Origin of the sequence: Paenibacillus sp. HWE-109 (genome assembly GCF_022163125.1) — a bacterium.
Taxonomy (GTDB): Bacteria; Bacillota; Bacilli; order Paenibacillales; family NBRC-103111; genus Paenibacillus_E.
The window spans coordinates 2,703,716-2,717,633 of sequence record NZ_CP091881.1; the positions used below are offsets into that span (position 1 = coordinate 2,703,716).

Annotated in this window: 12 protein-coding genes; 11 read left to right on the forward strand and 1 reads right to left on the reverse strand. The window is 46.1% G+C overall.

Annotation, left to right across the window (positions count from 1 at the left end; translation table 11 throughout):
- The first annotated feature begins 30 nt into the window (after positions 1-30).
- From LOZ80_RS11060 to LOZ80_RS11070, 3 genes are read left to right on the forward strand one after another with little or no spacing between them, the layout of a single operon-like run.
- The gene (locus LOZ80_RS11060; RefSeq protein WP_238171480.1) at positions 31-372 is read left to right on the forward strand and encodes a DUF6220 domain-containing protein; all 342 of its coding nucleotides are present in this window, start codon (positions 31-33) and stop codon (positions 370-372) included.
- Between the two features lie 27 nt (positions 373-399).
- The gene (locus LOZ80_RS11065) at positions 400-1,239 is read left to right on the forward strand and encodes an SGNH/GDSL hydrolase family protein (protein WP_238171481.1); all 840 of its coding nucleotides are present in this window, start codon (positions 400-402) and stop codon (positions 1,237-1,239) included.
- Complete coding sequence (locus LOZ80_RS11070; RefSeq protein WP_238171482.1) at positions 1,236-1,868, forward strand: NAD(P)-dependent oxidoreductase; 633 nt, start codon at positions 1,236-1,238, stop codon at positions 1,866-1,868. Before LOZ80_RS11065 ends, LOZ80_RS11070 begins: the two co-directional genes overlap by 4 nt.
- Positions 1,869-1,969: 101 nt before the next feature.
- On the opposite strand, the gene LOZ80_RS11075 is transcribed toward LOZ80_RS11070, so the two are convergent.
- A complete protein-coding gene (locus LOZ80_RS11075; RefSeq protein ID WP_238171483.1) occupies positions 1,970-2,131 on the reverse strand; it encodes a hypothetical protein in 162 nt (53 codons plus the stop codon).
- 245 nt (positions 2,132-2,376) lie between these two features.
- On the opposite strand from LOZ80_RS11075, the gene LOZ80_RS11080 reads away from it, so the two are divergent.
- From LOZ80_RS11080 to LOZ80_RS11115, 8 genes are all read left to right on the forward strand, one after another.
- On the forward strand, positions 2,377-4,221 hold the full coding sequence (locus LOZ80_RS11080; RefSeq protein ID WP_238171484.1) for a cache domain-containing sensor histidine kinase: 1,845 nt from the start codon (positions 2,377-2,379) through the stop codon (positions 4,219-4,221).
- Complete coding sequence (locus LOZ80_RS11085; protein WP_238171485.1) at positions 4,218-5,783, forward strand: response regulator; 1,566 nt, start codon at positions 4,218-4,220, stop codon at positions 5,781-5,783. Before LOZ80_RS11080 ends, LOZ80_RS11085 begins: the two co-directional genes overlap by 4 nt.
- A gap of 119 nt (positions 5,784-5,902) precedes the next feature.
- A complete protein-coding gene (locus LOZ80_RS11090; RefSeq protein ID WP_238171486.1) occupies positions 5,903-7,249 on the forward strand; it encodes an ABC transporter substrate-binding protein in 1,347 nt (448 codons plus the stop codon).
- A gap of 117 nt (positions 7,250-7,366) precedes the next feature.
- Positions 7,367-8,245 (forward strand): carbohydrate ABC transporter permease, encoded by an 879-nt coding sequence (locus LOZ80_RS11095; RefSeq protein ID WP_238171487.1) that lies wholly within the window; start codon positions 7,367-7,369, stop codon positions 8,243-8,245.
- A complete protein-coding gene (locus LOZ80_RS11100; RefSeq protein WP_238171488.1) occupies positions 8,242-9,045 on the forward strand; it encodes a carbohydrate ABC transporter permease in 804 nt (267 codons plus the stop codon). The genes LOZ80_RS11095 and LOZ80_RS11100 overlap by 4 nt, the downstream gene beginning before the upstream one ends.
- Positions 9,046-9,073: 28 nt before the next feature.
- Positions 9,074-9,895, forward strand: coding sequence for a sugar phosphate isomerase/epimerase family protein (locus LOZ80_RS11105; protein ID WP_238171489.1), 822 nt, complete (start codon positions 9,074-9,076; stop codon positions 9,893-9,895).
- A 21-nt stretch (positions 9,896-9,916) separates the two neighbouring features.
- On the forward strand, positions 9,917-10,759 hold the full coding sequence (locus LOZ80_RS11110) for a helix-turn-helix transcriptional regulator (RefSeq protein ID WP_238171490.1): 843 nt from the start codon (positions 9,917-9,919) through the stop codon (positions 10,757-10,759).
- A gap of 167 nt (positions 10,760-10,926) precedes the next feature.
- Positions 10,927-13,884, forward strand: a complete 2,958-nt coding sequence (locus LOZ80_RS11115; RefSeq protein WP_238171491.1) for a glycosyl hydrolase family 95 catalytic domain-containing protein — start codon at positions 10,927-10,929, stop codon at positions 13,882-13,884.
- Positions 13,885-13,918 lie beyond the last annotated feature (34 nt).

A 13,918-nucleotide genomic window follows, 5' to 3' on the forward strand; every position in this document is an offset into this window, starting at 1 on the left:
GCGAATCAGAGTAGGAGGGAGGAAAAGCGCATGCAAGTCTGGGGATTCATATTCAAAGTAATGGCTTGGACATTTCTGGTCTGTATCGTGGCACAAGTCTTTATCGCCGGAATAGCCACTTTCGCGGATACTTCCAGTTGGGAGACGCATAAGTCGTTCGTCAAAATTTTCGCTTTGGCTCCCTTGCTTATGTTCCTGCTGACATTCGTCGGTAGAATTAAGGGTCCTAAACGTTGGGTGAGTCTTGGACTGTTCGTGCTTGTCGTGTTTCAGTTTCTGTCTATCCAAGTTTTCTCGTCGACCGGGATAATTGCGGCGTTGCATCCGGTAATCGCATTGCTGCTGTTCTGGGGTTCGGTCAAAACGGTATAATTAATTGCAAAAGGAGAATCGAATACCATGGAAACTCATTTGAATCCGCAATGGGTTAAACTGATTCAATCACAGCATCCCGAGAAAGTATTGACTTATGCGCGCCACCTGGACGACAAGGTTTTGGCAGCAATTTATGGCATGGACGTGGATACGTACCTGCTCGTTAAAGCACAATTGATTCAACAAGCGAAAGAGGTGGCAGAGCATCTGCTTGAAAATTCCGATTTTGCTGCTCTCGTCGATAATTTGCCGTTCAAAGCAGGCGAAACTGTTATCGGAGTGGGCGAGAGCACGACAGACGACTTGCTTTCGTGGTTCGAAATTCTTCGCCACCTGCTTGAACGGCAAAGGCCGCAGGATGGAATTCGTCTGATCAACGAAGGAATCTCCGGGAATACATCCACCCAAGTACTTAGCCGAATTAACGGAATCGTCAGCAAACAACCGGATTGGATCCTTTGTTTGATCGGAGGCAACGATGCCATGAGGGTCGGTCCAGAATCTGCCAAAACGCAAGTGAGCGCCGAGGAAACGGCCAAAAATCTGCATGAGATTCGGCGAATTGCTGCGGCGAGAAGCCAATCCCGCTGGGTATGGATGACGCCACCGACTTTCGATGAAGCGCGAGCAGCTGCGTATCCGTATTTCCAGATGGGGCACCTCAGCTGGAGAAACGAAGACATCATCGCCATTGGCGAAATGATGCGCGGCATGTCCGATCCGGTCGTAGACACGCAAGCGGTTTTCGGGCAACAAGCGCAGCCGAAATATATGGGCCCGGATGGTGTCCATCCCTCGATCGATGGACACATTGCGATCGTTCGTAGTGTTATCGAATGCCTTAGCGGGGGCAAAGAGAGATGAAAATCGTCGTATTCGGAGCTACGGGAGGAACCGGCCGCCAAGTCGTGACTCAAGCTATTGAGTTGGGGCACGAAGTCACCGTCATCGCGCGGAAACCCGAAGCCGTCAATATTGGAAGCGAAAGGTTGGAAGTTATCCAGGGGGACGTGCTCGACTTATCGTCGTTCAGTAAGCGGATCATTGGTCAAGATGCAGTGATATCCGCGCTCGGCGTCAATCATCGCAAGCCGACGACCGTTTACTCTGAAGGAACGGAAAATATCATTAAAGCGATGGGGGAGGCGGGAGTGCGCCGATTCATCGGCTTGTCCTCCTCCGGTTTAAAGATACCTGATGATATGCCGTGGATGGTGCGGCAAACGATCCGTTTCGTCATTCAACCGATGTTTAAATACGCTTACGAAGATATGGCTCGGATGGAAGAGAAGCTGCGGAAATCCGGGCTAATCTGGACCGTCATTCGCCCTCCGCGACTAACGAATGGACCGTTGTCGGGGGCATACCGGACGGCGCTTAATCAACATTTGACGAAGGCGCAGGGTATTTCGCGGGCGGATTTGGCGTCCTACATGATCAAATCCGTTCAGGATTCGGCGTCCTATCAAGCCATCGTCGAAATATCTAATTAAATGTCTTGCGGCTGGAATGCAACAGGGAATTATAGATGAACATACGTAAAGGAGGCTGCCATTACAAATGGCAGCCTCCTTTATGCTAATGGTTAGGTTCGTTAGGATTTCTTTATGGTGTAAAACCCGAATTGTTCGATTTCATCTAAAGCCTTACGTCCAAAAGATTCTATTAGCTCATCGGCGCGGATCTTGCTTCCCCCTAATATTAGTCCGTCCCAGCGTACAATTCTACCGTCTTTAACCAAAAAATAATCATCCATATTATAACCTCCCAAATTAAATTTTTTGGAAATCTCTGTGCGCTAGCATTGGCAGATAAAGAGTCTGCCTATCCTTATATTAGCACATTCTTCTAAGGAAACATAAAGTACCTACAACACGTTGGCTTTAGATTTCTCCAGTTCAGCTTAATTGCTTATCCTCAGCCTTAATAGTCTTGCAAGTTTATCCGTTTTTGTGTGAAAATCAGTTTACAGGCGGTTTGAAAAAGGGGAGGATGGTGTCGATGCTAAAGTTCAGATCCATTCAGTTTAAGTTATTCGTAACGTATTCCATCCTCATCACGGCCATCGTAGCCATTGCAGCGATTTCATTTTATTACTATGTCTCAGACATTTTAAGTAAAAGAGATTCGGAATCTATTTTTCAATCGACGACGTATATTTCCACACAGCTCGATTCGTTAATTCAAAACATCGACAACGCTGCTGTCAAGGTCATTTTCTCAGACGACATCAAGCAATTATTTTTTGAAGAAGATAATCCGGTCGACCCAACGATTTCTTCTTACAATGTTAGAAAAATGAACGATTATATTTTTTCGATTATGGGGCCGATTCAATTGGATTGGCAAATTAATCTTTTCGATATGAATGGGCGCTTTTTCGGAACTGGCAATAATTCCGTCAGCAAGCTTTTCCCAGGCGGGAAGATGAACAATATGGCATGGGTCCAAGATACGCTTGCTGCCGATGGTGCGAAAGTGATTTCGCCGCCTCATTCAGATGATTGGGACAGCTCGGGCAAGACGGTTATTTCTTTGGCTCGTGTCTTCTCGTGGGCTCTGGGCGGTAAGCAGCAGGGCATTTTGGAAATCCAACAAAGCTACACCGTTATGGCTAATTTGATCGGAAAGCTTATGGCTGAGCCTAATGGCGGGGCCAGTGCAAATAAATCGATTTATATTTATAATCAGGCAGGGAATCTGATCTATCCTTATAGCAATCGGCCCAACGCTTATCCGGAGCTCTACTGGAAGCAGTTGCAAAGAGAGAACCTGGCGACTGGCACCTCTACGATTAACAATCCGCTTAATAAGCAGCGTGAAATTATGGCTTATACGCATTCGGACTATACGAATTGGATTGTTGTGGCCGTAGAGTCGGAAAATGTGCTGCTTCAGCCTGTGGTGACGTTTCGCAATTCGATGTTTATCGCTGTGTTCGGCTTGCTGCTCATAACCTTAATCGTCTCGTTCTTCGTTGCGAGGGGGTTGACGTCACCTATAAAGGAAATGCACAAATCCATTCGCGCGCTGCGGGTCGATACACTGCTGCCATCATCACAGATTGAAAGCAACACCAGTTTGAATGAACTGGATATTCTGAACACGTCGTTCAAGCGAATGTGCATTCGACTACAGGATTCTATTGAAGAAGTCATCCAATCGCGTTCACAGGAAATGCAGGCCCGAATGGTTGCCTTGCAGTCGCAGATGAATCCTCACTTTCTCTATAACACGATTACGCTGATCAGCATCATGGCCGAGGAGAAGGAGGATCACGATATCGTAAAGGTATGCAAGCATCTTTCGAAAATGCTGCGCTACATCTTATCCAATCATGCGAGGAACGTAACCATGTCGGATGAAGTGGCATATGCTGCAAGCTATTTGACATTGATGCAGATTCGATATGGCGAGAAGCTAAGATTTCAAATTGATGTCGATCCAGCCATGATGGAGATTGCCGTGCCGATTCTAATCATTCAACCGATCGTGGAAAACTGTATGAAATACGGCATTCATGTTGCGCCGCCTTGGAAGATCGAGTTGACAGGAAGAACGGATGGGGAGAAGTGGACGATCCATATCCGCGATTACGGCGGAGGCTTTACCCCTGAAGCACTGCAAGCCTTGTCCCAGCCAAAGCTGAATTTGTATGCTCAGGAATCGCAGGGAAAAGGGTTGGGACTCAAAAACATTGCTGAAAGACTACAGCTTTTGTACGGAGAAGAAGCCATTTTTGAAGCCTCCAACCACCCGGAAGGCGGGGCATGGATAGTGATAGGCGGCTTGATTCGGCAATCGGTCCAAGATTCTAAACCATCAGAGGAGGAACTGGCAGGATGAGAGCAAACACGAAGGGGTCCTACCGAATTCTTATAGCGGAAGACGAACCCCTGATCATGAGAAATATCGCCGCGAAAATTGAAAATGCCACGGATCAGTTTGAAATTCTGTATGCTGAGAACGGAAAAGAAGCTTTGGATGTGATTGAAGCCTTGCGGCCGCAGGTGCTTTTTACGGACATTCAAATGCCGCAGATGAACGGAATTGAATTGATTGAGCAAGTTTCCAGCAAATATCCACGCATTCAGATTGTTGTCATCAGCGGGCATGACGAATTCGATTATGCCCAGCAGGCGCTCCGCTACGGAGCCAGAGACTTCCTGCTTAAGCCGCTTGATGCTGATGATATTAAAAAAACGCTATCCCGCATATGCGCTCAGCTAGATCAAGAAAAAGCATTTTCCGAAAAGGAACAAGTGCATTCCGCTCTTCAAACAGGAGAGATCCTTCCACAGCATGCAGCTTTGCAAGGCAGTGTTTTTAAGCTTTTTCTAATTCAAATCGGGCACTTGGCGAATACATCTTATTCGTCTGGACTAGCCGGATTTTTTGATCATTTATGGATGAAGGTGAACAGAAGCAAAGCCATTCCAACCTTGCTTGGAGACGCAGAAGACTGGTGGCTGGTGGACCAACTGCCCTTTCACGGCAAGTATCTTGTGATCAAAACAGAGGAAGCGGTCATGCAGCAGCCTCTTGTTTGTGCTGATGCTTTGCTGGCAGCAGTTCGCGAGCAAGTAGAGCCTTATCCCGTCACCATCGTTCATGCAGCGGAGCCTGCAAAACTGGAGAAATTGTGGAGCACCTCACAAGGATTGAGAGTCGCCATGGAAAGAGGGCTCGCTCCCGGTAGGTCGGCTATCTTCTCGAACACCGGCAAAGTAAGGGATTTACCGTCGGCATGGATCGATCCCAACACCCAGCACAAGCTGGTCTCTTTCATCCAAGGAAATAAAAGAGTGAACTTTAACAAGGAGCTGTGCAGCTTATTCGAGCATTGGACCGTGGAGGCTTACCCGCAAAAATGGATCGAGAAAAAATTGCAGCATCTCATTCAAATTGTCCATCAGCAGGCGATTCATTTCTCTGATGAGGAAATATTCCATCTGGAGTACGATATGCTGAATACCCTCTATACGGCTGCCAATTTCCCGAGCATTTCCGAGAGAATTCTGACCCTTTTAGAAAACACAGCCTTTCTAAATGAGGAGCATCTTTCGGAAGGTGCTGAGGAGTTGACCCATTCAATCGAGAGCTACTTGAAGACAAACTTTGCCCATCCGATCACGCTGGAGGATATTGCGGCAAAATTCAATTTCGACTCCTCCTACTTAACGAAAATTTTCAAAAAATACAAGCATATGACACCAATTAAATACTTAATCTCGCTGCGTATGGACGAGGCCAAGCGCTTGATACAGCAGCATCCAGAGTTAAGCTTTAAAGAAATTGGGGCGATCGTTGGTTACCCGGATTCACATTATTTCAGCCGCATCTTCAAGAATATGACTGGACAAAATCTATCGGACTACAGTGAAGGAATGAAGCTGCAAGGTGAATAATAAGGTGAAAAAAGTCCATCGCAACTAGCGCGTTTTGTGCATCGAAGATAAAATGAAAACGCTTTATAATTCAGAGGCAGACGAGAAATAGTCTGAAAAAAGCTTAGGGGGAATGAACATTGAAAAAATCTCTTCTAGTGATGCTTACCTGTATATCGACATTTTCACTTGTGATCTCAGGCTGCGGCAGTAGTTCCAAAGATCCGGCAAGCTCAGTGAAACCAGCAGAAAGTACAGCCGCAACGCAAGCACCAACAGCAAAGCCGGAGGCAGCCAAAAAGGATGTAACGATTACAGTTGGTGCTTCTCAAAACTGGATTAAAGACATTGACCGTAAGCTTGCTGATCAATTCACACAAAAAACAGGCATAAAAATTGATTTTCAGGTGAATCCGGATGATCAGTATATCAATATTCTCAAAACCAAGATTGCGACAAAAGAAGCGCCGGACATCCTCTATATGGCGAGCGGCATCGGAATTGACAGCTTTCAGCCGGAAAAGAATTTTATGGACTTATCGAACGAGCCTTGGGCAGCCAATTATACAGACTGGGCCAAAGCGGGAGCAAGCATTGGCGGCAAGATCTACGGATTCAACACATGGTCTGTTGATGGTTGGGGCTTGCTTTACAATACGGATATTTTTGCCAAGTACAACTTGCAACCGCCAAAAACGTATGCAGAGTTTACGCAAATTTGCGATACGCTTCTAAAGAATGGCATCACACCGATTTTCGAAAATGCCAAAGATGAATGGCATCTGCCAATCTGGCTGCAGGAATTGGCTGGAGCTGCGGTCAAAGAAGATCCGGGATTCATCGATAAATTGAATAACAATACAGGGAAATTTGCCGACAGCAAAGTGTTGGCAACCGGTCTGGGTCAATACAATGAGATGAACAAAAAGGGGTACTTCGGCAAAGACGCTTTATCGAACGAATGGACCAAAGGCTATGAAGCTATGGGGTCTGGAAAATACGCGATGAATCTCGTCTATACGACCTATCAACAGGAAGTATTGGCGAAGTTCCCGAACTCGGGGGCGGATAAATGGAAGATGTTCCCGGTTCCAATGGGGGACAATACAACATTCGGCCATTCTGCCGGAGGGATTATCCGTGTTGTGAATAAAGAAACGAAAAACATCGATTCGATTCGTCAATATTTCGCTTTTCTATCCAGTCAGGACAATTTAAAAGCATACTATACGGAGCGCAAAGATTTAGGCCCGATTTCTTTTAAAGGAATAGAAGTTGCACCTGCAACGCAAGCTCTGCAAAGCGTACAATCCATTGCCAGCTCCCAGCTTATTGATTTAAACGACTCCGTCAAATTCTACGGGGATTCGGGGGCAATCATCGCCAAGGCGATGCAAGACATGTTGTTTGGCAAATTAACACCGTTAGATGTCTTGAAAAAATTGGACGACAACAGAGAAAAATCTTTCAAAGCAACTGCCAAATAATTGGATGGACATCAAAGCGGGTTCGCCGGTGAGCAAAAAAAGCATATTCCAGCGTTCACCGGCGCCGCTTGTCCTTCTGACTTTACTGACATATGGCTAAGAGGAAGCAGGGGCGATATGAATACTAAGAAGATTTACCCATTATATTTTCTAATATTACCGGTAGGCATTTATACACTTCTGTACTTTACCCCAAGTTTATTCAGCTTTTACTACGCTCTGACCGACTGGAATACGTATAACGAAAACATGCGCTTTATTGGGCTGGATAATTTCAGGGATATGTTGAAAGATCGCGCGCTTTATTGGGAATATATTTCACATACTTTTGAATTTGCATTGTCGACTACACTGTTGAAAAATTTGCTGGGCTTATCTTTAGCTTTGCTGTTGAACGAAGGACTCCGCACGAAAAATGTGCTCCGATCGATCTTTTATTTGCCCGTCACGATCTCTCCTCTGATAATCGGGTTGATTTTTTCCTCGGTATTCGATCCGAGCCATGGCTTAATCAACAATTTCCTAGGCTATATCGGACTGGAGAGTTGGAAGCATGCTTGGCTGGTAGATGTAAAATTCGCCATGCTTTCCGTTGTTTCGGTAGAAACATGGAAGTTTATCGGCTTTAATATGATTATTTATTTGGCCGGCTTGCAAACCATCTCGCGTTCTTATTACGAGGCGGCTTCCATAGACGGTTCAAGCAAATGGCAGCAGCTCATTCATATTACACTGCCCCTTATCATGCCTGCGATTACGATTAATCTGATTTTGAATCTCATCAACGGTTTTAAGGTATTTGATCTCATCTTTGTCCTTACCAAAGGTGGTCCCGGCAATACGACGGAGGTTCTGAACACCGCTGTTTTCAGAGAGTTTTCTTCTGGGCGTTACGGCTCAGCGACAGCCATTGGTATTATCCTGTTTTTAATGACTACCTTGATTGCGCTCTCTACGCTAAGCCTGCTGTCCAGGCGGTCGGAGGTTAGCGAATGAAAATAGTCAAGGAAATTTCGGTATGGTTGCTCACGTTAGTCATATTAATTCCTTTATTTTTGGTCGTTATTAATTCAGTGAAAACATCGGCAGAAGCGGATTCAATGAATCTCAGCTTTCCTAAACACATTCAATTTAATAATTACGCGACAGTTATAAAAGAAGGGAAAATGATCCGCGCTTTTAAAAATAGTATGATCATTACCGTCGGTTCGGTACTGCTTACGAATATCGCGTCCGCCATGGGGGCTTTTGTTCTGTCCAGAAGAAGAACAAAGCTTAATAAAATGCTGTATTACTATTTTATCGTCGGCTTGATCGCACCTGTCAATATGATACCTACGATTAAGATTATGCAATCCTTGCATATCATGAATACGTTTCAAGGAATCATTTTACTTTATTCGGCATTGATGATGCCCTTTACCGTCTTTCTCTATTACGGATTCATTCATTCCGTCCCACGAGAAATGGACGAATCGGCGGTGATTGATGGTAGCAACGCGTGGCAGCTTTTTTTTCGGATTCAATATCCGCTGCTTATGCCGGTGACGATTACTTCGCTGCTGATTAATTTCATGAATGCTTGGAATGACTTTATTCTGCCCCTATATGTATTTAACAAATCGACGAATAACCCGATGACACTGGCCGTTTATAACTTTTATGGCACCTATATATCCAGCTGGAATCTAGTATGCGCGGCAATCGTGCTGACCACGCTGCCGATTGTCATCGTGTATTTATTTGGGCAACGTTATATTGTGTCAGGTATGCTTTCAGGTGCGGTGAAAGGTTGACTTAAACTGTCCTCAGGAGGAGAAATCAATGGAAGCATTCGATTCAAAAGAACGCCTCAGTTTAAATCAAATCACAACGGAGCGCTGGAGCTTGAAGGAAGCGGTTGAGGGAAGCGCCCGAGCGGGAATCCCTTGGATCGGCTTATGGCGGCACAAAGTAACCGAAACAGGCCTTGCTGAAAGCAAGCGGTTAGTACGTGACGCTGGATTAAGCGTATCCAGCCTGTGCCGAGGGGGAATGTTTCCGGCGGCGAGCGCGGATGAGCGCCGGGCCAAGCTAGACGATAATCGCCGTGCTATCGAAGAGGCTGCCGAGCTGGGTGCTGAGGTGTTGGTGCTGGTTTGCGGGGCTGCTCCTGACCGAGATATAGACAGCGCACGGCAATGGGTGGAGGAAGGTATTGCTGAGCTTGTCCCTTTTGCTCAGTCTTATGGAATTAGATTGGGGATCGAGCCGCTGCATCCGATGTTTGCCGCAGAACGATCGGTGGTCGTTACTTTAGCCCAAGCAAATGCTATGGCCGAGAAATTTACGCCGCAGCAGGTTGGCGTTATTATCGATGTGTTCCATGTATGGTGGGACCCCGACTTGTATCCTCAAATTCAAAGGGCAAGCGGACGTATATTAGGTTTTCACGTTTCCGATTGGATCGTGCCTACGCCGGATATGTTAATGGGACGGGGGATGATGGGGGATGGCGTGATTGAGCTGAGACGAATACGCAAGGCGGTGGAAGCGGCAGGGTATCATGGACCGATTGAGGTTGAAATATTCAATCAGACCATTTGGGATCAACCGGGAGACGAGGTTCTGGCTTTGCTGAAAATGCGTTATGCAAGACATGTCTGATGATTCGGGAGGAACGCCGCAATGAGCAATCGTAGAGTGATCGATCTCTCCATCCAAGGAATTCATTTGTATGAGGTCAAACATGAAGAAGGGGATGTGATTATGGAGCATGACCATCCTTTCCATGAAATTCTATATGCGTTGGATGGGGAGGGTCAAATTATACTTGACGGAAAGCAGTTGGATTTCAACAAGGACCATGGCGTTGTGATCGTCCCGTTCTCGCCGCATGCGGTAGTATCCGATTCCAATCTGACGATTCTCGTGCTCGCCTTTGATGCACAACTGCTGGACATCTCTGTACAAAAAGAGCTGCTTGCCGTCTTTTTCAACGTTTCCAGCTTGATCCGCTTGAATCCATTTCTCGGCAGCGAGCTTCGGCAGTTGCTGCGGAAAATGCTGTTCGAGCTGTCTCGCGGAAATCCGTTGAATTTTCTCGCCATGAAGCTCAAATTGTCTGAGCTGCTGCTTGTGCTTGCAAGGGCGCAGCAGCCTTCGCACGTTATTGATGCGGACAGCTTGCGTGCGGAGAAGCTGCGTCTTTATATTGATACGCATTACTTTGAAATTCTGCATTCGAACGATATTTCCATCAAATTGGGCATGAGTACCAGGCATGTTAACAATATTTTTAAAAAGCAGTATTCGATTACGCCGATTCAATATTTGACGGAGGTCCGAATCGAAATGGCCAAAAAAATGCTTGTTGAAACAGACAAGGAAATTGTCAGCATTTGCTTTGAAGTGGGTTTTGAGACTTTATCCAGCTTCTACAGAATGTTCAAAAATTATATCCAGATGTCGCCAAACCAATATCGGGTTGTTCACCGGGTACGGTCCAGAAATGAACAGGTTTTAGTATGAAAGGTGATCGACAAAACGTGCGCTATTTTTAATAACAAATTTCTGATTTTCGGAAGCTTAAATTTGTTATTTAACCTATTGTTAAATAAGGGAGTTCTTATCCCGTCCCATTTGCAAACGCTACCTTAGAAGAACTTCCCAAAAATTAATTAGGAGGTGCTTTAAGTATGTCAACGTTCAAATCAAGTCAAAAAGGCTATGTCTGGGGGTTATTGTTAGTGTTGGTGTTGTCGGTTGCTCTACCGACAGGATTAAGTGGTCCGACTACAGCATTTGCTTCCGAGCAAGCCGATGACTGGGCGGCGATTCAGAGCCTGCTCTCTGGCATTTCACCAACCGTTACTACACCGATTAGCGGCGTGCAAACGAAAAATTACTCGCCGGGTCAGCTTCTAGGCAACGGCAATATCGGTGTAGTGGCTGGAGATACCGTCAGCAGCCAGAAATTTTATTTTGGCAAGAACGATTTCTGGGGGAATGCGATTAAGAATCCGACGGATACGGCCAATTCTCCATCATGGCAGCCGTCTATCTTGTCCGCCGGCGGATTAACGATCAATTCTCCAACTGCAGGCACGAATCCAGCTTCGGTCTACAGCATGAAACAGGATATTCAAAACGCGCAAGTCATCACGAACATGCAGTTCGGCAGTACGACCGTAACGATGACCTCCTGGACGGCGGATTCGGACGACGTGTTCGTTACCGAGTTATCAAGTCCAGCTGGGAGCAGCGCTGTTACGATAAACGCGGATTTATGGGTGCCGGATAAAATTACGATATCCAACGTCTCACAGGACAATAACAGCACGTATCCCTATTCAAGCGGGATTACGAGCGGAGTACTTTGGGTCTCGCGCGAGAACAATTTGAATGGCGCCTCCGACTATAAGTCGCGAATTGCCGTAGCGACTAAGCTGTTAGGGGGCTCCTTCAGCGGTACGACGGACGGCACAGCGGATGCCAAAGGAACGTTTACTTTGAGTCCGGGGACAACCGTGCAGCTTATTACGACTATCAAAAGCGGCATCGGTATCGGCGGTGCAGCCCCATCTTTAACTACCGTGAAGAATAATGCGATCAATGGCGTGAATGCCTTAACCGCAGCGAATATCACAACGCTGAAAGCCGAACACCAAACCTGGTGGAAGGACTTCTGGATGAAATCCTATGTGAATCTGAATGACAGCGTCATGAATAAATTTTATTTTGGCGCACTTTATGTATTGGGGGCTTCCAGCAGAGCGAACAGCGTAACGCCGCCGTCGATTTGGGGCAACTGGATAACCAACGATATACCTAATTGGGGCGGTAGATATTTCTTGAATTACAATGCGGAGGCGCTGTATTATGGAGCTTTTTCCAGCAATCGCTCCGATTCGGTATTGCCTTATAGCAACGTGATTGTGAAAGAATCGCCATTTCAGCAAAATAAAACGGCTTCGGCGGGTTATAAAGGTATTTTGTATCAAAGGAGCCTTGCGCCTTACAATTTAATTACAACAGCGCCTTCTATTAATGCACCTGCTTCAACCAAAGATTGGACGAAGCTTCAAGACCAGAAGTCCGATGGCAGTTTCGCGGTGATGCCGCTAATCTGGTATTACGAGTACACCGGGGATAAAACCTATTTGCAAAATACGTTATATCCGCTTGCCAAAAATATTGAAGCGTTTTTTCTCGATTATGTAACGAAAGTGGATCTTGGCGGCGGGAATTATAAATATGATATCCAGCACAGCTCGGCACATGAAGGCGGAGACGATTTGAATCCTGCCATCGACATTGGTTTTATCAAAAGATATTCCCAATTCCTGATTGATGCGAGTCAAACGTTGGGTGTGGACGCGAACCTAGTAGCTAAATGGCAGGACTTGCGCGATCATATCGCTGCTTACCCTACCCAGAATTTCACGGTGAACGGGGTGGCGAATACTCCAGTTTATGTATTAATGGAGGTTATGGGACCTAACGATGCTGCTCCCGCATACATCTATGTTGATGGACAGCCGGTTCAATTGGAAGGCTCTGTTTTTCCAGGAGAATCTTATGTCAGCACCGACACGGCTTACAAACAAACCGCTACAAATACGCTAAGCTATATGCATCCTTGGACTTTAACGGGATACAGCAACCATAACGGCTTCCCGAAAGTTTGGCCGATTGCGGCAAGGTTAGGCTGGCCTGCGGCGGATCTGTTGAGTAAGTTCAAGGCATCTCTAACGAATACGACATCAACCAAGCTGTGGAGAGCAAGCAATGTTACAGCTTTTGAAGGCGGAGGCGGTATCGAGACATCTGGAGCCATTGAGGGTGTGAATTCGATGCTGATGCAAACGGAGAACGGCGTGATCAAGTTATTTCCCGACTGGCCGACGAGCAATGACGCTTCCTTTAAGCGGCTACTAGCCAAAGGCGGCTTCGAAGTATCGAGCGCTTTATCAAGCGGAGCTGTAAACAGTATTCAAATTAATAATGTGAATAAGCAGCAAATCAGTTTGCCTGTCACGATTAAAAATCCGTGGAGCAGCGGTACACCAAGTGTACAACCGCTTGACTCTAGTGGTAATCCCAGCGGAAGCGCATTTACGCCGACAGTAAGTGGAGGCAATATTACATTCAGCGCGGATTACAATCAAAAATACCAGATTACGATTGGCACATCTACACCGACACCGACGCCAACAGCAACTCCTACTCCTACGGCAACACCGACTCCTACTGCGACACCAACGCCGACTCCTACCCCAACAGCAACTAATTATGAGGCGGAAGCGGCAACCTTGAGCGGAACGGTAGGGATTGCCAGTTGTTCTTATTGCTCAGCAGGCAATGCGGTCAATAATATTGGGAACGGCACGACAAATTATGTGACCTTTGCTAATGTTAATGTCGCAGCGGCAGGGACTTACACGATGAAAATTAATTATTTAACCAACAACACCAAGACCTATTATATAAGCATTAACGGCGGTACTGGAACAGCTCATCCATTAACGGGCACCTCTTGGAGCACGACTTACAATACGTCGATCTCCATCCAGCTTAATGCAGGGAATAATACAATTAAATTTTATAATAATACTGGCAGCGCACCAAATCTGGATAGTATCGTCATTCAGTAGGTATTGCCAGGAACAGAACCCAATTCAGTCATTA